At 44.1% G+C, this 24,047-nt stretch carries 24 protein-coding genes; 2 read left to right on the top strand and 22 right to left on the bottom strand.

What is annotated here, in order from left to right:
* The first annotated feature begins 262 nt into the window (after positions 1-262).
* Positions 263-1,309 carry an LCP family protein gene (locus ABID56_RS11610; protein WP_354221389.1) on the top strand — a complete coding sequence of 349 codons (1,047 nt, stop codon included), beginning with the start codon at positions 263-265 and terminating at the stop codon, positions 1,307-1,309.
* Positions 1,310-1,384: 75 nt separating this feature from the next.
* On the opposite strand, the gene ABID56_RS11615 is transcribed toward ABID56_RS11610, so the two are convergent.
* From ABID56_RS11615 to ABID56_RS11640, 6 genes are all read right to left on the bottom strand, one after another.
* A complete protein-coding gene (locus ABID56_RS11615; RefSeq protein ID WP_354221391.1) occupies positions 1,385-1,645 on the bottom strand; it encodes a hypothetical protein in 261 nt (86 codons plus the stop codon).
* Positions 1,642-2,592: a nuclease-related domain-containing protein gene (locus ABID56_RS11620; protein ID WP_354221393.1), complete on the bottom strand. Its 951-nt coding sequence runs from the start codon at positions 2,590-2,592 to the stop codon at positions 1,642-1,644. The genes ABID56_RS11615 and ABID56_RS11620 overlap by 4 nt, the downstream gene beginning before the upstream one ends.
* A 444-nt stretch (positions 2,593-3,036) precedes the next feature.
* Positions 3,037-6,108 carry an efflux RND transporter permease subunit gene (locus ABID56_RS11625; protein ID WP_354221395.1) on the bottom strand — a complete coding sequence of 1,024 codons (3,072 nt, stop codon included), beginning with the start codon at positions 6,106-6,108 and terminating at the stop codon, positions 3,037-3,039.
* Positions 6,109-6,111: 3 nt separating this feature from the next.
* Positions 6,112-6,984: an efflux RND transporter periplasmic adaptor subunit gene (locus ABID56_RS11630; protein ID WP_354221397.1), complete on the bottom strand. Its 873-nt coding sequence runs from the start codon at positions 6,982-6,984 to the stop codon at positions 6,112-6,114.
* A gap of 5 nt (positions 6,985-6,989) precedes the next feature.
* Positions 6,990-7,826 (bottom strand): TetR/AcrR family transcriptional regulator, encoded by an 837-nt coding sequence (locus ABID56_RS11635; protein ID WP_354221399.1) that lies wholly within the window; start codon positions 7,824-7,826, stop codon positions 6,990-6,992.
* Between the two features lie 383 nt (positions 7,827-8,209).
* Positions 8,210-8,695, bottom strand: coding sequence for a competence protein ComK (locus tag ABID56_RS11640; protein ID WP_354221401.1), 486 nt, complete (start codon positions 8,693-8,695; stop codon positions 8,210-8,212).
* 201 nt (positions 8,696-8,896) lie between these two features.
* On the opposite strand from ABID56_RS11640, the gene ABID56_RS11645 reads away from it, so the two are divergent.
* A complete protein-coding gene (locus ABID56_RS11645) occupies positions 8,897-9,082 on the top strand; it encodes a putative motility protein (protein WP_354221403.1) in 186 nt (61 codons plus the stop codon).
* Between the two features lie 40 nt (positions 9,083-9,122).
* On the opposite strand, the gene ABID56_RS11650 is transcribed toward ABID56_RS11645, so the two are convergent.
* The 16 genes from ABID56_RS11650 to atpG form a co-directional block, all read right to left on the bottom strand.
* On the bottom strand, positions 9,123-9,347 hold the full coding sequence (locus ABID56_RS11650; protein WP_354221405.1) for a hypothetical protein: 225 nt from the start codon (positions 9,345-9,347) through the stop codon (positions 9,123-9,125).
* A gap of 460 nt (positions 9,348-9,807) precedes the next feature.
* On the bottom strand, positions 9,808-10,248 hold the full coding sequence (fabZ, locus tag ABID56_RS11655; protein ID WP_354221407.1) for a 3-hydroxyacyl-ACP dehydratase FabZ: 441 nt from the start codon (positions 10,246-10,248) through the stop codon (positions 9,808-9,810).
* Between the two features lie 12 nt (positions 10,249-10,260).
* Entirely contained in the window at positions 10,261-10,623 is a 363-nt protein-coding gene (locus ABID56_RS11660; protein WP_354221409.1) for a DNA-directed RNA polymerase subunit beta, read from the bottom strand.
* A gap of 21 nt (positions 10,624-10,644) precedes the next feature.
* Entirely contained in the window at positions 10,645-11,469 is an 825-nt protein-coding gene (locus ABID56_RS11665) for a flagellar hook-basal body protein (protein ID WP_354221411.1), read from the bottom strand.
* A 27-nt stretch (positions 11,470-11,496) separates the two neighbouring features.
* Complete coding sequence (locus ABID56_RS11670; protein ID WP_354221413.1) at positions 11,497-12,318, bottom strand: flagellar hook-basal body protein; 822 nt, start codon at positions 12,316-12,318, stop codon at positions 11,497-11,499.
* 34 nt (positions 12,319-12,352) lie between these two features.
* Positions 12,353-13,354, bottom strand: a complete 1,002-nt coding sequence (gene mreB, locus ABID56_RS11675; protein WP_354221415.1) for a rod shape-determining protein MreB — start codon at positions 13,352-13,354, stop codon at positions 12,353-12,355.
* Positions 13,355-13,675: 321 nt separating this feature from the next.
* Positions 13,676-15,328 carry an acyl-CoA dehydrogenase family protein gene (locus ABID56_RS11680; RefSeq protein WP_354221417.1) on the bottom strand — a complete coding sequence of 551 codons (1,653 nt, stop codon included), beginning with the start codon at positions 15,326-15,328 and terminating at the stop codon, positions 13,676-13,678.
* Between the two features lie 104 nt (positions 15,329-15,432).
* Positions 15,433-15,690, bottom strand: a complete 258-nt coding sequence (gene spoIIID / locus ABID56_RS11685) for a sporulation transcriptional regulator SpoIIID (protein WP_354221419.1) — start codon at positions 15,688-15,690, stop codon at positions 15,433-15,435.
* Between the two features lie 264 nt (positions 15,691-15,954).
* Positions 15,955-16,629, bottom strand: a complete 675-nt coding sequence (locus ABID56_RS11690; protein WP_354221421.1) for a peptidoglycan DD-metalloendopeptidase family protein — start codon at positions 16,627-16,629, stop codon at positions 15,955-15,957.
* 67 nt (positions 16,630-16,696) lie between these two features.
* A complete protein-coding gene (gene spoIID / locus ABID56_RS11695) occupies positions 16,697-17,677 on the bottom strand; it encodes a stage II sporulation protein D (protein WP_354221423.1) in 981 nt (326 codons plus the stop codon).
* A 949-nt stretch (positions 17,678-18,626) separates the two neighbouring features.
* The gene (murA, locus tag ABID56_RS11700; protein ID WP_354221425.1) at positions 18,627-19,919 is read right to left on the bottom strand and encodes a UDP-N-acetylglucosamine 1-carboxyvinyltransferase; all 1,293 of its coding nucleotides are present in this window, start codon (positions 19,917-19,919) and stop codon (positions 18,627-18,629) included.
* Positions 19,920-19,954: 35 nt separating this feature from the next.
* The gene (locus tag ABID56_RS11705) at positions 19,955-20,617 is read right to left on the bottom strand and encodes a YwmB family TATA-box binding protein (protein WP_354221427.1); all 663 of its coding nucleotides are present in this window, start codon (positions 20,615-20,617) and stop codon (positions 19,955-19,957) included.
* A gap of 66 nt (positions 20,618-20,683) precedes the next feature.
* The gene (locus ABID56_RS11710; RefSeq protein ID WP_354221429.1) at positions 20,684-20,917 is read right to left on the bottom strand and encodes a DUF1146 family protein; all 234 of its coding nucleotides are present in this window, start codon (positions 20,915-20,917) and stop codon (positions 20,684-20,686) included.
* Between the two features lie 363 nt (positions 20,918-21,280).
* Entirely contained in the window at positions 21,281-21,679 is a 399-nt protein-coding gene (locus ABID56_RS11715; protein ID WP_354221431.1) for a F0F1 ATP synthase subunit epsilon, read from the bottom strand.
* Between the two features lie 58 nt (positions 21,680-21,737).
* On the bottom strand, positions 21,738-23,135 hold the full coding sequence (gene atpD / locus ABID56_RS11720) for a F0F1 ATP synthase subunit beta (RefSeq protein ID WP_354221433.1): 1,398 nt from the start codon (positions 23,133-23,135) through the stop codon (positions 21,738-21,740).
* 36 nt (positions 23,136-23,171) lie between these two features.
* Positions 23,172-24,032 carry an ATP synthase F1 subunit gamma gene (gene atpG, locus ABID56_RS11725; RefSeq protein ID WP_354221435.1) on the bottom strand — a complete coding sequence of 287 codons (861 nt, stop codon included), beginning with the start codon at positions 24,030-24,032 and terminating at the stop codon, positions 23,172-23,174.
* Positions 24,033-24,047: the final 15 nt, after the last annotated feature.

Here is a 24,047-nt window from a genome sequence, read left to right on the forward strand (position 1 = left end):
TTTCATTCCATACATGTCATACCTTTACATAGTATACCACAGGATTAACATGGAACAAACGGTCAAGCGACTCAGTTTTGCGCGACTGGATTTCGACGACTTTTCTATTTGACATTTTTATTAAATTTCTCGACATACATATACAAATCACCTTTTGACGCGTATAATCTATTAGGTAGAAATTTAAACAAAAATGTCATATGATTAAGATATGTACGTCTAATAATAATGAGTTTGAATTTTAGATAGGACGGTTTATAATATGCGAAGAATTGAAGCACGAAAAGCAAGACGCCGGAAACGCATGATCCGCCGCCTTGTGATTATCATGTCAGTGATCGCTGTCGGCGTCATCGTAGGTATTAGCTATAGTTATTATGAATATACAGCTGGCAAGAAAGCAGCCGAAGAGGAAATGGACGAATTTCAAACTGAAGAAGAACAAGAACAGAATGAAGAATTTCGTGAAGAATTCCAAGGTGATGAATCGGGGGACGGCGCCACGAATGTCTTACTCGTCGGTAAAGATTCAAGTGGTGGTCAATCCAATAATACCGATACGATTATGATTGGCCAATACGATCCCGAAAAAGAAACAGCGAAACTCGTATCCATTATGCGAGATATGTACGTAGAAATTCCGGGACACGAAAACAATAAAATTAATGCCGCCTTTGCTTATGGTGGTCCTGAGTTGTTACGCAAGACGATTAAGGAAAATTTTGACATCAACATTGATTATTACGCGATGGTCGATTTCAAAGGATTTGAAAGCATTGTCGATACAATAGCGCCAGGTGGGTTAGAAATTGATGTCGAAAAAGATATGCATTACCAAAGTAACGATGGCCTCGTGAATATTAATTTAAATGCAGGCGAGCAGAAATTAAGCGGCGATAAAGTGTTAGAATATGCCCGTTTCCGTGCCGATAACGAAAATGACTTCGGACGCGTACGCCGCCAGCAACAAGTGATTTCAGCTATCAAAGACCAGATGATGTCATTTACAGGCGTCTCGAAACTACCACGCGCTGTTGGAACATTAGAACCTTATGTAAATACAAACATGGAAACAGGGACAATCATTTCAACCATGACCGATTACTTCCGCAACACCCCAAGCCAAATCCAAACCATGCGCGTCCCGGTCGATGGCAGTTATCAAAACGAATACTACGACCACGCCGGCCTAGCGCTAGAAGTTGACTTCGACGAAAACACACAGAAATTGAAAGATTTTTTAAGTAAAACTGACGCGAATGTCGAAACCGCGGCGAATGAAGATGATCAAAATGAAGACGAATCGTAAGTGGGAAAGCAGCCAAACGAGTTGGCTGCTTTTTTTGATGGTTGGGGTGGGGATTCCTGCACTTTGGGAGGAGATTCACGCACTTTGGGGGGAGGATTCACGCACTTTTGCGGGCGATTCCCGCACTTTGGGGATGGATTCACGCACTTTTGAGACGGATTCCGGCAATTCGGGAGAGGATTCCTGCACTTTTGCGGGCGATTCACGCACTTTGGGGATGGATTCACGCACTTTTGCGGGCGATTCACGCAATTCGGGGAGGGATTCACGCACTTTTGCGGGCGATTCACGCACTTCGGGAAGGGATTCCTGCACTTTAATAGAGGATTCAATCATTTTTTGAACAGATCTTCTATGTGATAAACCGTGTTTTTGGTGACGCCTGTTTTTCTTAAAAATGATAGCCTTCGATTGCAAGTGTCTGAAGATGGGAATCCGAAAAAGTCACGTGCTTCTCCATTGCTTATCGTCGTTTTACGAAAAATCAGTGCATATTCTTTTAACCCTCGAATCAGCGCATATCGGTCAGTTTTCTGACATTGTTTACATATCCATTTGGCACGTCGATAGTACATCTTGCTTCGCTCACAGTCATCACAATAAATCCCGCCTTTTATCAGATCAGATTTAACGTTATAAATGGCAAATATATGGCGATTTTTAGGGGTATGCTGGGCTTTCAAGAAATGGGATAGTTTTGTTGCTTCAGCGTGAGTGATTTGCGGGGAGCTGTTTTGATAAAGGTGTTGAAAAAACTGAAATAATTGTCGATAGGTTAATAAATTGGCCGGGGGATTGTCGATTTTTAACAAAACATCTTCGTGTGTAAAAACTGCGCACGTGTGTATCGGCGGGGATTTTATGTGATGCCGCTCGAGAAGGGATTGCAGTTGATATTTTTGAACTTCGGCTTGTTCAAGCGGGTTCTGATACACATGACGTTGACCATTGATTGTTTGGACGATTTGGCCGAAGTGATTTAATTCGATGGTTCCCTGAAAGTGTTTGGCTTCAATGATCAGCAAGAATTTTTCGAGTACAAGAAGTAAGTCAATTTGGAAATAGTGTTGGTTGCCTAGCGCACGCAAACCATATAAGGCTGCTATTTTATGCGGTAATAACTGTTGAAAATATTGGAGCGATTGTTCGCCTAGATAACCAGCTTGTTCACGGCGTAAATGGTTTAACATGTCGCGATACGTCTGGTCCTGTCGTTTATAACGAGGGATAATAGCTTCTAATTGTTCGTGCTCCCATGTTTTTTGTAGTGGCAAAATAACCACAAAACCACCTCCAAACTTTATTGTAGTGAAGAGGGGTGATTTATGTCCAATAAGCAAATGCGCATTTTGAACGGATTTATAACGATTACGGGCCAAATATCGATTGAAAATGATGACATTTAGCTAAATAATACATTTTTATGGGAAATTGATTTTTGGTTGCCCGCGGGGATTCTTGCACTTTCGTGAAGGATTCTTGCACTTTTGCGGGGGATTCCGGCACTTTCGTGGGGGATTCTCGCACTTCAGGAAAAGATTCTCGCACTTTCGAGTGGGATTCCCGCACTTCAGGAAAAGATTCTCGCACTTTCGCGAGGTATTCACGCACTTCGAGAAAAGATTCACGCACTTTCGAGTGGGATTCCGGCACTTCAGAGAAGGATTCCTGCACTTTTCGACATTATTAAAAGGATTGCGCGTGCAGCGCAATCCTTTCCTTCTAATTTATTCTTTCCGCTTGGTAAATTTCGCGGATAGGTCGTCGAATATGGTGTAGACGACGGGGATGAGGAGTAACGTAAAGAGCATGGAGACGGTGAGGCCGAAGATGATGACGACAGCGAGTGGCTGTTGAGCTTCGGCGCCTTGGCCTAATCCGATTGACAACGGAATCATACCGAGGACGGTGGTGAGTGTTGTCATAAGGATTGGGCGTAAGCGGTTGCCGCCTGCTTCTAGGACTGCTTCATAACGTTCTTTGCCTTTTTCCCTTAGTATATTAATGTAGTCGACGAGCACGATGGCGTTGTTGACAACGATACCGGCGAGCATGATGACCCCGATAAAGGCGGGGATGCTAAACGGTAAGCCGGTGACGAATAGGCCGAATACGATACCGACGATCGTGGCTGGTAATGAGAACATGATCGTAAATGGATGTAAGAAGTTCTCAAACTGAACCGCCATGACCGCGTACACTAGGAAGATCGAGAAGACGAGCGCGATCGCTAAGTCTTGGAACGCGTTTTGCATGTCTTGCGCCTCGCCTCCCATGGAATAGTCGTAACCGTCTGGCATATCGAGGCCTGAGAGGGCTTCTTCGATATCGGTTGTGACGCTACCTAAGTCGCGGTCTAGCACGTCGCTTGTGACATTGATTTGGCGCTCTTGGTTTTGGCGCGTTAATGTCGTCGGGCCTTCGACTTGTTCGAGCTCGGCGATGTCTTTTAATGTTAACATCGCGCCAGTTGGAGCTTGCACGTTCATGTTGCGAATGTCTTCGATCGTGTCACGGCTGTCTTCTGGTGTCATGACGCGGACGTTGAGTTCTTCGCCGTCGTTTCTGAACTGTGTCGCGACTTGCCCCATCATGTTCATTTGTAATTGGCCCATCACTTGTTGTTGCGTGAGGCCGTATTCGCTGGCGACGTCACGGTCGAGTGTGATCTGCATTTCTGGACGGCTTTCTTCGGCTGACGTTGTCGGGTTATGCACGCCGTCAACTTCAGAAATAATCTGGACGAATTGGTCGCCTAGTTGTTGTAGCGTGTCGTAGTCATCGCCTGTAATTTGGATTTGGACAGGTGAACCGCCGCTAATACTAGCTCCCATCGCACTGACGGTAATATCTGCGCCTGCGATATCTTCGGTTTGATCGTTCCAGTCTTGCATCACTTCATCTGTCGTGCGGTCGCGTTCGCCTTCAGGGACGAGCTGGACCATGTACGATGCGGTGTTGCTTGAGCCACCGCCTGCAGCCATGCCGCCTCCTGCAGCACCGCCACCACCAACTGTAACGAAGTTCGATTCGATGACGTCTTCATCGTCTTCTAAAATCGTGTTGACGCGGTCGGTTACATCGCGTGTCGTGTCAAAATTCGTTCCGCTCGGTGTTTCGACGGAGATTTCGATTTGACCTTGGTCCGCTTCAGGGATAAACGCTGCCCCGAGCTGCGGAATCATAAACACACTCGCTACAATTAAGACAAGTGTCGTTAAAATGGTCGTTTTTCTAAATCGTAACACGCCGCGCAGCGCTTTTTGGTAAACGTTAATGACGCGGTCTAGGAATCGGTCAAACCAGTAACGGCGGCCGCCTTGATCGACTGCTTTCGTTAATAGTTTGGACGAGAGCATCGGAATTAACGTCACGGACGCTGCGAGCGATGCAATCAGCGCGAAGGCAACTGTGAGTGCGAGCGGTGTGAAAATTTCCGACGCAATGCCTTCAACGAACACGATCGGCAAGAAAACAACCAATGTCGTCGTTGTCGATGCAATAACGGCTGGTGCGATTTCGGACGCGCCGAGTCGTGCCGCTTCTTTAATCGAATAACCCCGTTCTCGGTACGTGTAAATATGCTCGAGTATGACAATCGAGGAGTCGACCATCATCCCGATACCGAGCGCGAGTCCACCCATCGTCAAGATGTTCACCGTTTCCCCGGCGAAATACATGAGTGAGAACGCGGTAATGACCGCAATCGGGATCGACAAGCCGATAACGAGTGTTGCTCGGAAACTTTTCAAGAACAATAACAGAATGAGCACGGCAAAAGCTGCCCCGATTAAAATGTTTTGAAACACCGAATCGATCGACATTCGAATAAATTCGGCTGTATCAAAGACGACGTCAATGCTTACTTCTTCTGGTAAATTCGTGCGTACGTCGTCGAGCGATGCGATAATTTCATCCGATACGGACACCGTATTCGCATCAGTTTGTTTTAAAATACTCGTGACAACAGCTTGCTCACCGTTAACGAGCGTCTGTTGGTTTTGATCGGTAGTCGTTCGTTCGACAGTTGCCACATCGGCTAGACGGAGAAAATCGCCTTCTCCCGTCTGAATATGGGTATCGCGAATTTCATCGAGTGATTCATATTTGCCAGGCATCCGCAGTTGTAATTCTTGCGTACCGCGGTCGATCACGCCGAGCGAGGCTGATTGGTTCGCCGCTCGGACGCTATCCATCACGTCTTGTGTCGTTAAGCCGTATTGACTGAGTCGCTCATCATCTAAGACGACTTGGACTTCTTCTGACTGGCCACCTTCGATATCGACAGAACCGACACCTGATTGACGGCTAAATAACGGCTCGACTTCATTTTCGGCTAAATTTTGCAGCGTTGATTGGTCTGCGCCTGTTAAGCCAATCCACATAACCGGTAATTGTTGCGGGTCAAAGCGCAGCACACTTGGGTCACTCGCACTGTCTGGTAAAAAGCCTTTCACTTGGTCAACCGACTCGCGCACATCTAACATCGCTTGGTCCAAATCGGTATCCATCGAAAACATAATCATAACGAGCGATGAACCTGGTTGCGATTGGGACTGAATCGAGTCGACCCCTTCAATCGTGCCGACAGAATCTTCAACTTGCTTCGTGACGAGTTCTTCGACTTCTTGCGGTGCGGCATCATCGTACTGTGTTGCGACGACCGCGATTGGCAAATCAATATCTGGATATAAATCGACTGGCAAACTACGGAATGAGATAAAACCCATCGCCAAAATCGCCAGCACGATCATAATGACGCCGACCGGTCGTTTAATTGATGTATTGACTAAACGCATATGTTATTCCCCCTCGACGATGCGGATACTTGCGCCATCTTCTAACGTTAATTGGCCGACCGAAATCACGGCGTCACCCGCTTCGAGTTCATTGTCCCCACTAGCTTCAATCGCTGTTTCAGCTGAATGTTGTTCGACAATCGACACATTCACTTGCTTCGCTTCGCCGTCTTGAGCGACAAAGACAAACGTTTCGCCGCTACGCTCAATGACCGCTTCAGTTGGCACGACGAGCGCTCCTTCGGCAATGACGTTATCGATTTCGATTTGACCCGTTAACCCTGTTGGAATCGTGTCGTCTGGTTGATCAGCACGCGCTTCAACACTAAACATGCCCGTTTCGCCTGTTGTGCTAGCAACATACGTCACCTCCGCTTCACCTGTTGCTTCAGCTTGTGACACGTTGTAATTGACTGTATCGCCTTCTGACACTAAATTCCGATCAGCTTGCGTCACTTGAAAATTAAAGACGATCGGATCTTGATTGATGACCATCCCAGCTGGTTCTTCCGCTGTTACCATGTCACCTTCTTCAAAATCAAAATTTTGCAACATGCCATCAATTGGCGCTTCTAATTCGAGCATACCGCGTTGTGTTTGATAATCCATTAACACGTCGCCTTCTTCAACCGTTTCACCGCGCTCAAAAAATACGTCTTCTACTTCACCCGGCATCTCAGCCATAACAGGCGACTGTTCATTTGGCGTCAGTCGTGCTGTAAACGAGCGTGTTTCGGTAAAATCTTTTTGTACGACGTCCACTGTTTCGATGGGGGTTTCCGTTTCGACATTGTCGTCGTCTTCTTCGCTACTGTCACCATTACAAGCGGCTAGCACCATTAAGGCTGCCACGATCATAAACATCCATTTTTTCATTCTCTTCACCTCTGCCTTTTCTGTTGTTCGCGTAATTGTTTTATATCTGCTTGAATCGCGTCGTATTGCTCCAAATTCATGAGTAATGAATCGAGCACGACCGATTCAGGTTTTGATTTTGTTAATTCGTTTTCGATCGCGCCTAACACATCGAGCGCTTGTTCCCGTTCATCCGGTTCTAACCGAAGAATCGTCTGTCTGACCGTTGTGATCAGAAGCGAATCGTCTGAGAGCGCACTCGGTGTCCGGCGAATCGGCGTCATTTCTGCTTCTTGGATCACATCGTCGCATAATTTATCAATTCGTTTCGTTATATAATGTGGTAACACGCTCAAATCAATCGCGTCTTCATCAATGAGTAACCAATTCATATAACTTTGAATCACGCCATCGACCATGACGACGATATCGTATAAGTACGGTTTGACAGCGTCACCTTGCATCGAGATGATGTTCGACTCAAGCCAGCGGTAATGTTGCTGTTTCATCTCAGTCATAAACCGTTCGATATCACGGTCGATCGGCACTTGTTCTTTTAGCACCATTTGAATCAGTGCTTTATGATTTAATAAAAACTTGAACACGACATCTAACTGATACACGAATGATTCACTCGCTGTCGACGCTTGCTTCGTTTCATTTACCATCGCCTGTTCAATCTGCGAATAGTAATAATCGTAGATCGCCCGCAGCAAATCATTTTTGGATGTAAAATAATTATAAAATGAGCCCTTCGCGACCTGCGCTTCGTCGACAATTTGTTGCACCGACGTCGCATGAAACCCGCGCTCTGCGAATAATTCAATACTCGCTTCGATTAAAGATTGTTTTTTTGCTTGCATCAACATCATCCTTTTGTCACATAGAATGACCAGTCAGTCACTTCTATACTGTATCAAATGGATAGGTGCGTTACAAGTTATAACGTTTGGCGAAATCATCACAATTGGGGAAGCGCTCTAATCTGCGGAAGGTCGCTCTTTTACGGGGGATGGCGCTCTTTTTTTGGATGGGGTCGCTCTTTTCCTGCGTGAGGCGCTCTTTTTGGGGTGATGCCGCTCTTTTCCTGCAAAAGTCGCTCTTTTATAAAGCTATGCGCTCAATCATCATATAGAGTCGCTCATTTTTAACAGACGCCAATAAATGCAAAAACACGCGCGGCTCACCATGCACCGTCGCGTGTTTTGTGTCATCTCGTCACTCATCCCTGTATCATTGTCCTACATTAACAAATATCATCTTTTCTAAAAAAGTAACCAACTAAATAACCTGCATACATCATTTGTTTGTTGAACGTTGTGAAGCTTATTTCTAGGTCTACTTCTTGATTATTCGTTAATACCACTCTGTTAAAAAAGTCACCATTTGGACTCGGTTTAATCTCCTTGATATATTTATAAGCTATCCAATCGGAGCGCTCACGTTTTTTCAACGTCGTCGGAAGAAAAATGCTCTCTAAATCGATCTCGATCGGAACGGGGAGTCGGGTCTTTTTTTCGAGCAAATCTGCGACCGCCTTTTTACGTCCGGCATAGGTACTTAGACCTTTTCGTTTGCAAGATTCATCAAGGATTTGTTCTGGTGTTTGGATACACAAATATGCAGTCTCACGTTCTAAAATCCAACTTCGATAAACCGATTCCTCATAGTGTTTAATAACCATTGTGTCGCCATTAATGATATAGTTATTCAATTTTTTAATATCTTGCATGTCTCATGTTTTCCCTTCTATATTATTTTGTCGATACGATGAGTGATGTCGATAACAATGGTCAAACATCATTATTATATACTAGGTCTGAAGTCTTTGGATGATTTTCGACAAATAAAGCTAAAAGAAAACATTTTTAGCCAAGCCTTTATGTTATAATAAAATTGTCGATATAAATGATAAGGAAGGTGAGGTGAGTTTATGGATGTAGCAGGAGCGTCAATTGCGATGAGCACGATGCAAGCTAAACAACAGTTTAGTATGGGAATGGCGAATGAGGTTAAGCAACAAATGGAACAGCAAGGCGATGCGTTTAACAAGCTTGTTGAATCAAGCCAAGTCCCATCTCACCCAAGCCTTGGTCACAACGTTGACTTAAAAGGCTAAGCAAGATGAAAAAAGTCCGGTGCTAAACGCCGGACTTTTTTCATTCTTCTTCTTTATCGAGCTCATCTTGCATTTGGTCAGATTCTTCTTGTTTTTCTTCATCATCAGGCTTGTTTTCGTCACGATTTTCGTCGTCATTTTCGCCATCTTGTTGCATCTCCGACTCATTCTCGGGTGCATCTGTGCCTGAATCATCTTGCTCGTCGTTTGACGTTGCACAAGCCGTTAACAGCATCACCGTTAATAACAGGGGTAACCATTTCATAAACAAACCTCCTTACGACTAGCCTGCGCAAAAATGAAAGAATCATTCGCTGAAACTGCGGGAATCCTTCGCGAATGTGCAGGAATCCCTCGCGAATGTGCGGGAATCTCCCACGAAACTGCGGGAATCTCCCGCGAAACTGCGGGAATCCCTCGCGAATGTGCAGGAATCCCTCGCGAATGTGCGGGAATCTCCCACGAAACTGCGGGAATCTCCCACGAAACTGCGTGAATCCCTCACGAAAGTGCGTGAATCATCCTCTAAACTGCGGGAATCCCTCGCGAATGTGCGGGAATCTCCCGCGAAACTGCGGGAATCCCTCGCGAATGTGCGGGAATCCTTCGCGAAAGTGCAAGAATCATCCTCAAAATTGCAGGAATCCTCAGCAAAAGTGCGGGAATCATCCTCAACGTTCAAACAAAATAAAAACCCTACAATTATGCAGGGTTTGGGTCATGGTTTATTCGTTTTCTTCCGGGTCGACTATCGCGAACATGATTTCTGCTTCACATGCAACTTCGCCATCTACAGTCGCAACGGCTTTGCCTTTACCGACAGGGCCTTTTAGTTTTACCATTTCGACATCGAGTTTTAGTGTGTCGCCTGGTTTGACTTGGCGTTTAAATCGGCATTTGTCGATGCCTGTGAACATGCCGAGTTTGCCGTGGTTTTGTTCTAAGTTTAAAATTGCGACGGCGCCGACTTGGGCGAGTGCTTCGACGACGAGGACGCCTGGCATCACTTTATAATTCGGGAAATGGCCTTGGAAAAATGGCTCATTCGCTGTGACGTTTTTGTAGCCGACAGCGCGCTCACCGTCCGACAATTCGGTCACGCGATCGACTAATAAAAACGGGTAACGGTGGGGAATAATGCGTTGAATTTGTTCAATGTCTAACATAATAGCCTCCTATTATTTACCGCGAATATAATCGTACATGCGTTGCCACATATCAGGGTCTAAAGCTCCACTTGGGTCATCGCCTTCACCGACGATACCGTAACCAACCATAAGACCTAATACTAATGCTGCAGCACTTAAGACAATGACGAGTAAAAAGCGTAACCAGACAGGTAGATAACGGACGCGTCCTTTACGCTTTTTCTTTTCTTCTTTCTTCGCTTCTTTAGCGGCTTTGCGTTGGGATTTGTCGTCGTTTGGTTCCGCTTTGGAATTATCGTTTTGTTTGTCAGCATCTTTCGATTGATTCGGTTTATATTTTTTAGTCCCTTTTATTCGTTTGGACTGTTGTTGATCTTGTTCTTCTGAAGCCATACGTTAACCTCAATTCTTAACCTATCTCATATTACTAATGGAACTCAACATTTGGTCACCAATCGTTAACGAACGTGCATTAAACTGGTACGCGCGTTGAGCTTCTAACATTTGTGTCATCTCGCGGCCCATATCGACGTTCGACGTTTCTAAGGCTTTCGTGTAAAGATTCGCGTCTTCAGGTGCGACGTCTGCGAGCACATCTTCAATCGGCTGGCCTAGCTCGTCTGCATTAATCGCAAATGAATTCGCATCGACGGGTTCTAAAATGCGTGAGTTTGGAATGTCGACAAGCTCGAGTGTATCTTCAACGGCTGTTTCGCCGCCACGTGTCACTTCGACTTCACCGTTTTGATTAATCGACACGTCGTCAAAATCACCGTCAAGCACGACCGCACCGTCTTCACCTATTGCTGGGAATCCTTCATTCGTCGTAAGCATCATATCGCCGTTTTCTTGTTCCGACAAATAAAAATTACCTGCACGTGTGTAACGTTCTTCTAATTCGCCGTTTTCCGCTGGGCCATTAATGACGAAAAAGCGGTTATCGTCTTGAATCGCAACGTCAAGCGCACGGCCACTCTCTTGGATTGATCCAGTTTCCATGTTCATGTTGATGTTACCCATTCGAGCGCCTGAACCCACACGGATGCCATCAGGCGTTAATCGAGGTGAACCTTGGTCATAGTCTAAAACATTATCGACTTGTTGATGCAATAGCGATGAAAATTCAGATTGTCGTGCTTTATAACCATGAGTATTTTGGTTCGACAAATTATTCGATGTCAAATTAATACGCTGTTGTAACTCCGCCATCGTTGACGCAGCATTGTACATATTACGCATAGTTCAAAACGCCTCCTCTACTCATGATTATTGCAAGCGACCGACTTGGTTCGCGGCTAATTCCATACTTTTGTCAAACGTCTTCACAACTTGTTGGTTCATATCAAACATTCGGTGGGCACGAGTCATATCAGCCATCACCTGTTCTGGTGACACATTTGATTCCTCTAAATGATTTTGCTGAATTTGAAAACCGACACCGTCAACAGCACGGGCGTCTTCAACTGCGACGTCACCTTCGTTCGCAAACAAGTTATCGCCTTCTTTAACAAAATCATTCGCATTTTCGTGATATGCGATGCCGAGTAACGCGTTATCAAAAGGCGAAGTGACTTGTCCGTTTTGTTGTACCTCAAAATTTTCCGTACCTGTTTCGATCGGGTTGCCATCTTCATCAAGCACGTAATGACCTTGGTTCGTCGTCAAAAATCCTTCGCCATCAACAGTAAAGTTACCATTTCGGGTATAGCGAACGTCACCTTCTTCATTTTGCACCTCGAAGAAAAGGAAGCCATTTTCATCAGGTAGGTCCCCATTTTGGATCGCCATATCCGTTGATAAATCAGTTTCGCGTATATCGCCTTGCGTAAACAACGGCACATCTTCTTGTAAATACGTTCCGGAATTAATCGTGCCGACATTGTTTCGAAATGGCAATTGCAAGCCATTTTCGGTCGGGATATTACGTGATTCAACGTTTTGAATCAACATTTCCGGAAACGCGCGAAACGTCGAGCGATCTTGTTTGAACCCTGGTGTTAACGCATTTGACATATTGTTACTGAGTGAATCTTGATAGCGTTGATTCGCCATCATACCAGCTCCGGCTGTGTTAAACCCTCTAAGCATGGCGTAGCCTCCTCTAAGACTCTCTTATATAGTATTAAACAATTTTATCTTTCGGTAATTTATCGATGTTTTCGAGCATGATGCCTGTTCCTTGTGCGACACAATTCATCGGTTCTTCTGCGATGAAAACAGGAACTTTCAATTCTTCAGCGAGCAATTGATCGATTCCGTCGATCAGACCGCCACCGCCGGTAATGATGATACCACGGTCGATGATATCTGCCGACAATTCAGGTGGTGTTGATTCAAGGACCGTTTTCGTCGCTTGAACGATCATCGCAGCCGATTCACGGAGTGCCTCTTCAATTTCTTGTGACTCTACTGTGATGGTACGCGGCAGGCCAGACACGAGGTCACGTCCACGAATGTCCATCGATTCATTACGATTGCCTTCGCACACGGTCGCGACATTAATTTTAATGTCTTCAGCTGTACGATCTCCGATAAGTAATTTATATTTACGCTTAATGTATTGCAAAATTTCTTGGTCGAATTTGTCACCGGCCATTTTAATCGATTGTGATGTGACGATATCACCCATTGAAAGCACCGCAATATCCGTCGTACCACCACCGATATCGACGACCATGTTACCGCTCGGTTGGAAAATATCCATGCCAGCGCCAACTGCTGCGACTTTCGGCTCTTCTTCTAAGTACACTTTTTTACCGCCTGATTTTTCCGCCGCTTCTTTAATTGCTTTTTGCTCGACTTTCGTAATATTCGTCGGGCAGCAAACTAAAATGCGCGGTTTCGAAAACATGCCACGGACGTTAATTTTTTCAATAAAGTGACGTAACATCGCTTCGGTTACATCAAAATCAGCAATGACGCCGTCTTTAAGCGGACGAATCGCTTCGATATTGCCTGGCGTACGTCCCACCATGCGACGCGCTTCGTCACCTACTTCAAGCACTTTACCTGTGTTTTTATCCATCGCCACAACGGACGGTTCATCTAACACAATGCCTTTTCCTTTCACGTGGATCAAAACGTTCGCTGTTCCTAAGTCAATTCCGATATCTCTTGCAAACATGTGACCTCGCTCCCCCTGCTTTCATCCTGCATATTACGCTCTAGTATACATAATCCTAGTCTTAATTTTATCACTTTTTTCCTGCAATGTCATGCCTTTTTTCCTTATTATCCATTGTTTCGACAAGGTGGATAGAAGGAAAGCGCTTGCCGGGGCAAGCGCTTCATTAAGAAAGTGATGCAGGAGGCGATTTCGCCGTATTCGTGGGTGATTTCGCCGTATATGATCGCGATTTCGCCGTATGTCTGAAAAATTTCGCCGTATCCGCAAGAAATTTCGCTGTATCATCGCACTATTTCGCCGTATAAGCTTGGGATTCACCTACTTTTTTCCAACAATCAGCTCGAAATGGTGGGTGTGTAGATCCGTCACGTCGTCGCTTTGAAACGCGTTGTGCACAAATATTTCCGCAACGGCTCGGGAGCGCGCGTCGGTTACTGATTCAAGTGCGACGACCGCTTCATAGATCAGCGTCATGTCGCGGGCGATGTGCTTCGGGTATTTGAGCATTAAGTTTTCGTCGCCTGATTCGATCGTCGATAATTTATGTTTTAACCAGTCTAGAGAATGCCAAACGGGATCCGCTAACAGACGTGCGTCGTCATCTAACGCGTCGAGTCGCGCGGCCATGTCACTTAAAAATTGCTCGTGCACGCGATATTTGTTCATAAGCCTTAACACTTCTAAGCCGAGAATGTTCGCGGTTCCTTCCCAAACCGTCAACACCTGGGCATCGCGGAGCAATCGCGGTGTGACAAAGTCCTCGATAAAACCGTTACCGCCGTGCATCTCGATCGCTTCGTGCGCGAATGCAATCGACTGGTCAGCAGTTTCTTTTTTCAAAAGCGCGATATAAAGACGCAGCATCGCTTGGTCGTGTTCGCTCGGCTCAGCCCCTTTTGGCATCACGCGATCAAACAGCTGAATCATCTCAAACGATGCGCGCATCTCGACTTCCCATTTTACCGCTAAATTCACAAGCGTCTCTTGCACCATCGGGTAATCGACTAATAGACCACCGAACGCCTCGCGCGAAAACGCATAGTCTCGCGCCTCACGGTAAGCGCGGCGCATAATGCCGAGTGACGCCATCGTATTACACACGCGCGACAGATTGAGTGCTTCCATCATATATTTAAAGCCTTCTGATGCGTCACCGACGAGATAAGCCGTCGCCCCGTCGAACTCGACCTCTGCCGACGGGACCGCGCGCACGCCGAGCTTGTCTTTTAACCGCCGAATCGACAGACGCCCCGCTTCACGATTGTCTTCCCATGGCACACAAAACAAACTTAACCCCTTTGTCCCAGATGCAGCACCTTCGATTCGAGCAAGCACCATCGCCACACCGCACATCCCAGCGTTACTCGCAAAATATTTTTCACCGGTAATCTTATAATGATCGCCCTCTCGCACCGCTTCAACGACATTCGCACCGACATCTGATCCGCCTTGCCGTTCGGTTAAAAACGTCGCGCCCTCATAAAGCGTCGTGTCATCTGTCGCAATGACATGGGGCAGGAAACGATCGCGCAGTTCTGCATCCGCATAGTGATCCAATAAATACGCTGTTGCTTGTGTTAACGTAACAGGACAGTAAAAGCCGGGCTCCGCTTGCGATAACAAATACCCTTGCGCAAACGAGTACGTATAATTGCCTGTGTGACCGAGTTCGGGAATCGGTTTATGCACATAGCCAACGATGCCTGTCCGGTACGTTTCATCGACCGTCTTCTGGTACCCTTCATTTACCCAAATCCAACTCACATCATTCCCCATTTTGTCGTACTTGATTAATTGGGGTTGCCCCGCCCGGTCGGTATGCACCGCACGTTCATCAATATCTGTCGCCACACGCTCGCCGAAATCGGTTAAAGCCTCGTGTGCATAGTGAAAAAACGCATTTGGCAAATACTCTCGCAGTAACTCAGCTAAAACCGGATCGTCTTGATAAAAATTTTTTGCAATAGTCATGAACCCACCCCTTACTTTGTCAGAAAATTTTTATATTTCAATTTTATCATACGACAAAAAAATAACCCACCTTGTCTCACACAGGCAGGTTGAATGAGTCTCGTCTAAACACTCGTTTTCGCGCTGTATTTTTTCTTGGTCGCCTCACCACCACGCAAATGGCGGATCGACTTATGATAATGCAAAACATGCTCGACTTCTTTAGCTAAGGCTGGATTGATAGTTGGTAATCGTTCGGTCAAATCTTTATGGACAGTGCTTTTGGATACGCCAAATGACTTCGCGATGACGCGGACCGTTTGACGGGTTTCCAATAGGTGCTCAGCGATCTTGATCGTTCGCTCTTTGATGTAATCATGCACATCACTCGCCTCCTGAGATGTTGACGCTTAAGGTGTTGATGGTACAGTTTATTCGGACAATTTAGCGTTTATGCTAGCTAGATATGGTGGGGATGGTGTTGATTTGGTTGAGGGTTGATGCAAACTTGCGAGGGTGCGAGGGCTTGATTCAACCTGAATGTGGTTTGATTCACTTTTGGAGAAGGTTGATTCAAACTCGGCAACTCTTGAATTAACCCAAAAAAAAGAGCCCTACCATCATAAGTAAGGCTCTTTCCTCCATGATTATTCAAATTGCGGATTAACAGGTTCACCGTTTTCTAAGAGTCGGAAGTGGACTTTCATGACGTCTTCGTCAGAGTAGACGTTTGTTCCGGAAGTACCGATTTCATCACCTTGTGTGACGTCATCGCCTTCACTGACGGCGACTTCGGATAAGCTCGCGTAAAATGTCGAACGTTCGCCGTCGTGTTCGATTTCGATCGTTTGGCCGAGGAGTTCGTCGTCTTCAACCGATGTGACCGTGCCGCTTAAAGATGCAATGACTGGGAATGGTTCGTTATCTTGTGATGTGATGTCGACCCCTTTGCTTTGGTAGTACTGATTATTGTAAAAAATAAGCGCGTCTTCTTGCTCATCGGCTGAAGCTTCTGTATCGTAAAACGGTGTCATCACGTCTGCATCATCACCTAATAACACAGGCATGACGAGATCTTCTGCTTCAGCAACAACGGGTTCGGCTGCTTCATCATTGTCTTGGCTTTGATTCTCGAGATCCCCTTGCTCAACTTCCCAATCGTAGGAATCATTCGGTTCAGCTTCATCGCCGCCAAGTAATTGAAACGACAGAACACCAGCCAACACGACAGCGACTAGCGTCACATATAACGTCGGGAAAAACCAACGTTGACGCGTGAGCTTTTTCCACTTCGACTCTCGGAACATGTTTCTTTCCTTCATTTTCATCACCTCAGCAACCATTCTGACCGGAAAAGGTGATGAATATACCTGTTAAATGAAAAATTTTCTAACTAACCGTTTCAACCTGTGTTAGCGGCTCGATCGTAACATTTTGATAATAATGGTTAATGATATCGCTATACGTATAGCCTTCCTTCGCCATACCGTTTGCGCCGTACTGGCTCATACCAACACCGTGACCATAGCCGTTGGTCGTAAAAATGACATGTTCACCTGTCGTTTCAATCGTAAAGTCATTGGATCTTAAACCTAATTGTTCACGAATCTCACGGCCTGTGTACGATTGATGATTAATCGTAATCGAGGCTACGCGCCCGCTTTCCGTTCGACTTATATCCTCTACCTTAAACAACGAACTGTCCAAATTTAACAGATTTGAAATGTCGTCATACGTGAAAATTTCTTGATCGGTAAAGGCAGGGGATGCTTGATCCCACGGGCTTGAGACACTTTTTAAATAAGGAATCTCGTTTTGCCAATAATCTTCCGCATTTTCGGTATACCCATTACTCGTTGAAAAGAATGCGGCTGTGATCGGCTCCCCGTCATAGGTGATCACTTCACCTTCAGTCGCTTTGACAGCTGTTTCGATTTTGTTCATATAATCGGAGTATTTGACCCCCCACATATCACGCAACTCTTCTTCTGAGTGAAACACTTGATCATCGACCGTATCTTTTACGTGAAATGCCGCGTCTTGTTCTGTGTGAGCGATTGTGTTCAAAATATACGTGCGTGCAGCGAGCGCTTGAGCTTTTAATGCTTCGGGTTCGAATTCGGCTGGTATTTCTGACGCGACGACTTGGGTGACGTAATCTTCTAGTGGTAGTCTGTCAATCGTATCTGTTTGTGTTCGTTTGACTTTGACGACGACATTGCTTTCGGTATCATCTTGTGTTGTCGGCACGTCTTGGGTAGGTGGGGCTGCTTGTGTTGGGGTGTCGTGAAACGGTAAAACGATCATCGTCGGTAAGACAATCATCACTGAAAGTAAGATCATGGCTAGAATCATATTTTGTTTTTGCATAGATACAACCTCCTTGAATGACGGGTTCTATCATAAGTCTATTCATTTGATCCGTTTACTAGAACAAAAAAAGAAGGACTGCTATCATAGTATTTCCGTTTCGGTGGAGAAACATACGAAATAGCATATCAATTAGCAGACCAAATCGCATAGTGATTTGGTCTTTTCTTTTTCCCTATATATCAACGATTATTAGTTTTTAACGCATGAGTCAGCATACAAAATCGCACCCTGAATAGCATGATGTCAACAGCTGTTGTCAATGTGATTTTCCCCATGCGAATTGGTATGTTATTTGTTATGTTAATGTTCAAATCCAAACAGGAAATTGTTAATTTATGTTGAAATAAATGTATATTTTGTGAAAGAATGTACTTAAACTAACGTAGCAGTTTAATACAAGAAGTAATATCTGTATAAGCGATTTAATCGTAAGGGGGTAATCTTATCAGAATTATTAAGTCGTTTAAATTTTGGTTATCAATAATCAGCTTAGGAGTATGTTTATATAATTGGTTTGGGTATGACGATAAAAATATATTACTTTATTTAATTAGTCTTCCAAACCTACTTCTTCATTTAACAGAGTCAATATATCAACCCATTAAATTTTATGCTATTCATGATTTATATTTTGCAGTTTATTTTATTAACATATTCTATTGGTTTGTAGTTGGACTAATTATTGATTTTATATTGAAGAGGGTAAAAAATTCTTAATAATATTTATTGAATTAACGGATGCTTTAGTTGAACAAGACAATCTAAAAAAGAGAACGCTTGGGTTATTTTTACCCAAGCGTTTTTGTTTACTATTTATCCTGTTGTTTGTGGTGCTAAAAGTAGTGTGTTTTAGTATGACATTTCATTTGCTATTTTAGATTTTCTCCACAGTATCGGAACTACTTACTGCTATCAGCCCTTCTTTTTCGGTCGATCATATATGATATTAGTTCGACTGCACCATTGGATCAACAACGGTTGTATCGTTAATACGCTCAATATCTGCGCCTAGTCCTTGTAATTTTTCAACAAACTCGACGTAACCACGATCAAGGTGATTGAGTTCTGTTACTGTCGTATGTCCGTCCGCAATGAGTCCAGCGATAATCAGCGATGCCGCAGCGCGTAAGTCCGTTGCTGACACTTCAGCACCTTGTAATTGCGTCGGTCCTTTAACGATTGCGCTTCGACCTTCGATTTTCGCTTTACCACTCATGCGGCGAAATTCTTCGACATGCATGAAACGATTTTCAAATACCGTCTCTGTAATCACACTCGTACCATGCGCACGCATCGTCAACGTCATAAGCTGTGCTTGTAAATCGGTCGGAAAACCTGGGTACGGCATTGTTTTAATATCAATTGGTTTTAATAAATCTGTTCCAATCACGCGCACGCTTTCGTCGAATTCTTCGATTTGCACGCCCATTTCTTTCATCTTTGCAATTAATGAACGCAAATGCGCTGGAATCGCGCCTTCAACGGTGATATCGCCATTCGTAATCGCACCAGCAACCATAAATGTGCCAGCTTCGATACGGTCAGGAATGATTCGATGCGTGACGCCTGTTAATTCGTCGACACCTTCAATCTTAATCGTTTCTGTCCCTGCACCGATCACTTTACCGCCCATTTTATTAATAAAGTTAGCTAAGTCGACTATTTCCGGTTCGCGTGCACAGTTTTCAATAATCGTCGTGCCGTCAGCAAGCGCAGCTGCCATCATTAAGTTTTCGGTGGCGCCGACGCTTGGAAAATCTAAATAGATCCGCGCGCCTTGTAGACGGTTAGTCGTGAATGCTTCGACATAACCATTGCCGACTTCTACTTTAGCGCCCATCGCTTCAAGACCTTTCAGATGTTGATCAATCGGACGTGATCCGATCGCACACCCACCAGGCATAGCGACTTTTGCATGACCATAACGAGCAAGTAGCGGTCCGAGTACAAGAACTGAAGCTCGCATTTTTCTAACATATTCAAACGGGGTAACCGTTTTTAAATCGTATTCTGCATTAATATATAAATGACGTCCGTCACGTTCAGCATCAACATTCATAAAGCGTAATACTTCACTAATAGTATCTACATCTGCAAGCGTCGGAACATCGTGCAATGTTGTCTGCCCTTTGCTTGCCATGATACTTGCTGTTATTACAGGTAATACGGCGTTTTTGGCACCTTCGACTTTAACAGTACCCGTCAGTCGATTACCTCCATTTACGATGATTTTATCCACTTTATTTCCCTCCGTGTCGATAGTCCGTATAGTATTTAATATTCAATTATGAGGATAGGTGTTCCGATTGTTACTGTATTTCCTCGGTCGTCCTCATCGCGGATAGCTAATTGAATATTCATTTTATTCGTTTGATGTGGTATAGCTTGAGTTAGTTTGTCAGTGTAGCCACTTACGACCGTTAATAGATCATCTTCTAGGTGGCTATTTAACTCAATTTGGAAATCTTGTATTAGATTTTCTAAAAACAAATTACTATCGATTTTACCATCAAATTTTGCTTGAAAACAAGTGAATACTGTCCCATTTTCGAAAAAAGGTGCCAAATCTCGTGAATTAAGCAATAATTTGATGTGTTTTGTCATAGAATCGTTCCATGATGTTATTCGAATCTGATATATAAGTTGACCGCGGTCTTCATTTAATTGCACCATTGATAACGATTCGTCGATGCTATCTCGTTTATGTAGGTCATTACCCTTGATTTGTTTATCCAATGCTTCTTTATAAGAAATTAGTTCATTTGTTTGAAGGGTTACTTTCATTTTTAGGTCAAAAGTAATGTCATCGGAATTCATCGTAGATACATAGTTTGATAGTTCTGTAATGTCGGTATGAATACCTGATGCTGCCGGTGAAACGTGTTCAAATGAACTTAATAGACATACACTGATTAAGATTAATAGTTTTAATCGCATGAATAACATCCCCTTTTAATATAAGGATGGTCCATGCGTTTCATTTTTAAACGATCAGTCGGGTATTTATAATAAATAGGATAATTTTTGTGACCAATTGACAAAGTCTAAAAAGAAATTGCTAACGGTGACGCCTAAAGCGATTGATAGTAAAATCCATAATAATTTGCTTTCGATTTCTTTATTTTTCTTAAATAGTGCTTGAATATTAATGGCATCGAGGCCTTTCCAAGCTAAAATAATAAAAATAATATGCGATGTAATGCCGATTAATGCATCGACACCTTGTTGCATTAACATTATAACACCTCTTTCGTGATCACACGCATGTATTTTATGACAGTTTGATGCATTTCCCGGGAAATGACGACAAGAATCCGCAGATCCGCACGTTATATCATGATACTCTTCCCTCTATTTTCAAGACATCCTCTTACTTATCTCATAATCACATCAATTTTTGAAATAACTTACCTTACTTATGAAATAACTTGTCGAAGTTATTTCATAAGTAAGTGCAGTTATCTCATAAGTAAGCGCAGTTATCTAATAAATCACTGCAATTATCTAATAAGTTAGAGCAGTTATCTAATAAATCACTGCAATTATTTAATAAGTTAAGTGAGAATAGAAAAAGACCTGACCGTTCGGGCCAGATCTTAACTATTTTGCGACGTCTAAACGGTTGATGGCACGATCTAATGCGAGACGGGCACGTTTGAAGTCGATGTCTTCAGATTTGGTTTGATTCAAACGTTCTTCAGCGCGTTGTTTCGCTTCTTCAGCGCGTTCTGTATCAACTTCTGAAGGCCGTTCAGCCGCTTGTGCTAAGATCGTCACTTTATCAGGACGCACTTCTAAAAAGCCACCACTTACTGCTACAAGGTCAGTATTGCCTTCTTTTTTAAGTCGAACTGCACTAATGGTGAGAGGAGCAACTAATGGAATGTGTCCTGGTAGAATACCAAGCTCGCCACTTTCTGCTCTTACACTTACCATATCATATGATTCTTCTAGTACAGGGCCGTCAGGAGTGACAACACTCACAGTTAGTGTTTTCAATCTTACCCCTCCTTGGGCTCGAATTAAGCGGCAACTTTAATTGCCGCTTAAAGTCCCATTATTGTTCCATGTTGTTTGCTTTTTCGACAACGTCTTCAATACGTCCAACTAAACGGAACGCATCTTCTGGTAAGTCGTCATATTTACCAGCTAAAATTTCTTGGAAACCTTTAACTGTTTCTTCAACCGATACATAAGAACCTGGTTGTCCTGTAAACTGCTCCGCAACGTGGAAGTTCTGTGATAAGAAGAACTGAATACGACGTGCACGAGCGACGACTTGTTTATCTTCATCAGAAAGCTCATCCATACCAAGGATAGCGATAATGTCTTGAAGTTCTTTATAACGCTGTAGTGTCTTTTGCACTTCACGCGCTACATTATAATGCTCTTCACCAACAATATTCGGGTCAAGCGCACGAGATGTTGACGATAATGGGTCCACCGCTGGGTAGATACCTTGCTCTGTCAACTTACGCTCCAAGTTTGTTGTCGCGTCTAAGTGTGCGAATGTCGTTGCTGGCGCTGGGTCTGTATAGTCGTCGGCAGGAACGTAAACGGCTTGGATCGACGTGATCGAACCAGTCTTCGTTGATGTGATACGTTCTTGCAACTGACCCATTTCTGTTGAAAGTGTTGGCTGATAACCAACGGCTGATGGCATACGTCCGAGTAAGGCAGACACTTCCGTACCAGCCTGTGTGAAACGGAAAATGTTGTCGATGAATAAAAGAACGTCTTGTCCTTGTTCATCACGGAAATATTCAGCCATAGTTAAACCAGTTAAAGCAACACGCATACGTGCACCTGGTGGTTCGTTCATTTGACCGAACACCATTGCAGTCTGTTTAATAACGCCAGAATCGCTCATTTCGTAGTAAAGGTCGTTACCTTCACGTGTACGCTCACCAACACCGGCGAATACGGAAATACCGCTGTGCTCTTGAGCGATGTTGTTAATAAGCTCCTGGATTAGAACGGTTTTACCTACACCGGCACCACCGAACAGACCAACTTTACCACCTTTAATATAAGGAGCAAGCAAGTCAACAACTTTAATACCTGTTTCAAGGATTTCTGTTTCGGTCGCTAACTCGTCAAACTTCGGTGCTTGACGGTGGATCGAATCGTGACGGTTATCTTTTGAAACTGGCTCTTCTAAGTCAATGTGTTCACCTGTTACGTTGAACACACGGCCTAGTGTCGCTTCACCTACAGGTACACTAATCGGTGCGCCTGTGTTTTCAACAGTCATACCACGGACTAAACCATCTGTTGAGTCCATCGCGATGGTACGAACTGCATCATCACCAAGGTGTAGAGCAACTTCTAACGTTAGATTTCTGTCGCCTTCACCTTTGACGACTAGGGCGTTATAAATTTCAGGTAATTCGCCGTTATCGAACTTAACGTCGACGACCGGACCTAATACCTGTGTTATACGTCCGTTACTCATCCTTTTCCCTCCTAACTGCTCATATACAAAAACGATCTATTCTTGTGCTGCTGCACCACTAACAATTTCTGAGATCTCTTGTGTGATGGCTGCTTGACGTGCACGGTTATACGATAACGTTAATTCATCAATAATGTCTTCCGCATTATCCGTTGCGTTACGCATTGCCGTCATACGAGACGCGTGCTCACTTGCCTTACCATCTAATAAGGCGCCATACACAAGGCTTTCAGCATATTGTGGCAATAACACTTCTAAAATTTGCTCTTGATCGGGTTCGTACTCGTACATGCTCGTCTGTGTTTCACCAGCTTCAATATCAGTCAACGGCAACACTTTCGTTTCGGTTACTTCTTGACTAATCGCACTAATGAAGTGATTGTAAATTAAGTTTAATTCATCGATCTCTTCTTCTGCGAAAAGGTTGACTGCATAGTTCGCGATTTCTTTAATCTCGGCGAACGTTGGTTGGTCTGGTAAACCAGTGATTTCATGTGCGATTGGTAGATCAAGTTTTCGGCAAAAATCACGCGCAACTTTACCAATTGGAATAATCGTGTATTCGTCTTTTGATTGATGGCGACTTTGGATCGCTTCATTCATCTTACGCAATACGTTCGTATTATAAGGTCCAGCTAAACCACGATCTGATGCGATGACAATGTAACCTGTCTTTTTAATCGGACGGGAAGTTAACATTGGATGATCAACTTCAATATTGCCTGATGCAATACTTGAAACGACATCTTGAATTTTTTCCATGTACGGAACGAAATTTTTGGCGTTTTCTTCAGCTTTTTTCAGCTTTGAAGTTGATACCATTTCCATCGCTTGCGTGATCTGCTTCGTCTTTTTGGTCGAGCCTATGCGTGTTTTTATTTCGCGTAACGATGCCACAACGTCTCACCACCT

Source organism: Alkalibacillus flavidus (assembly GCF_040545925.1).
GTDB classification, from domain to species: Bacteria; Bacillota; Bacilli; order Bacillales; family Alkalibacillaceae; genus Alkalibacillus; species Alkalibacillus flavidus.

What these genes read in the sequence shown, in the direction of transcription:
- ABID56_RS11610 (WP_354221389.1), top strand. Translation starts at nt 263, where the DNA reads ATGCGAAGAATTGAAGCACGAAAAGCAAGACGCCGGAAACGCATGATC.
- ABID56_RS11615 (WP_354221391.1), bottom strand. Translation starts at nt 1,645, where the DNA reads ATGATTGAATCCTCTATTAAAGTGCAGGAATCCCTTCCCGAAGTGCGT.
- ABID56_RS11625 (WP_354221395.1), bottom strand. Translation starts at nt 6,108, where the DNA reads ATGCGTTTAGTCAATACATCAATTAAACGACCGGTCGGCGTCATTATG.
- ABID56_RS11630 (WP_354221397.1), bottom strand. Translation starts at nt 6,984, where the DNA reads ATGAAAAAATGGATGTTTATGATCGTGGCAGCCTTAATGGTGCTAGCC.
- ABID56_RS11635 (WP_354221399.1), bottom strand. Translation starts at nt 7,826, where the DNA reads ATGCAAGCAAAAAAACAATCTTTAATCGAAGCGAGTATTGAATTATTC.
- ABID56_RS11640 (WP_354221401.1), bottom strand. Translation starts at nt 8,695, where the DNA reads ATGCAAGATATTAAAAAATTGAATAACTATATCATTAATGGCGACACA.
- ABID56_RS11645 (WP_354221403.1), top strand. Translation starts at nt 8,897, where the DNA reads ATGGATGTAGCAGGAGCGTCAATTGCGATGAGCACGATGCAAGCTAAA.
- ABID56_RS11650 (WP_354221405.1), bottom strand. Translation starts at nt 9,347, where the DNA reads ATGAAATGGTTACCCCTGTTATTAACGGTGATGCTGTTAACGGCTTGT.
- fabZ (WP_354221407.1), bottom strand. Translation starts at nt 10,248, where the DNA reads ATGTTAGACATTGAACAAATTCAACGCATTATTCCCCACCGTTACCCG.
- ABID56_RS11660 (WP_354221409.1), bottom strand. Translation starts at nt 10,623, where the DNA reads ATGGCTTCAGAAGAACAAGATCAACAACAGTCCAAACGAATAAAAGGG.
- ABID56_RS11665 (WP_354221411.1), bottom strand. Translation starts at nt 11,469, where the DNA reads ATGCGTAATATGTACAATGCTGCGTCAACGATGGCGGAGTTACAACAG.
- ABID56_RS11670 (WP_354221413.1), bottom strand. Translation starts at nt 12,318, where the DNA reads ATGCTTAGAGGGTTTAACACAGCCGGAGCTGGTATGATGGCGAATCAA.
- mreB (WP_354221415.1), bottom strand. Translation starts at nt 13,354, where the DNA reads ATGTTTGCAAGAGATATCGGAATTGACTTAGGAACAGCGAACGTTTTG.
- ABID56_RS11680 (WP_354221417.1), bottom strand. Translation starts at nt 15,328, where the DNA reads ATGACTATTGCAAAAAATTTTTATCAAGACGATCCGGTTTTAGCTGAG.
- ABID56_RS11690 (WP_354221421.1), bottom strand. Translation starts at nt 16,629, where the DNA reads ATGAAGGAAAGAAACATGTTCCGAGAGTCGAAGTGGAAAAAGCTCACG.
- spoIID (WP_354221423.1), bottom strand. Translation starts at nt 17,677, where the DNA reads ATGCAAAAACAAAATATGATTCTAGCCATGATCTTACTTTCAGTGATG.
- ABID56_RS11705 (WP_354221427.1), bottom strand. Translation starts at nt 20,617, where the DNA reads ATGCGATTAAAACTATTAATCTTAATCAGTGTATGTCTATTAAGTTCA.
- ABID56_RS11710 (WP_354221429.1), bottom strand. Translation starts at nt 20,917, where the DNA reads ATGTTAATGCAACAAGGTGTCGATGCATTAATCGGCATTACATCGCAT.
- atpD (WP_354221433.1), bottom strand. Translation starts at nt 23,135, where the DNA reads ATGAGTAACGGACGTATAACACAGGTATTAGGTCCGGTCGTCGACGTT.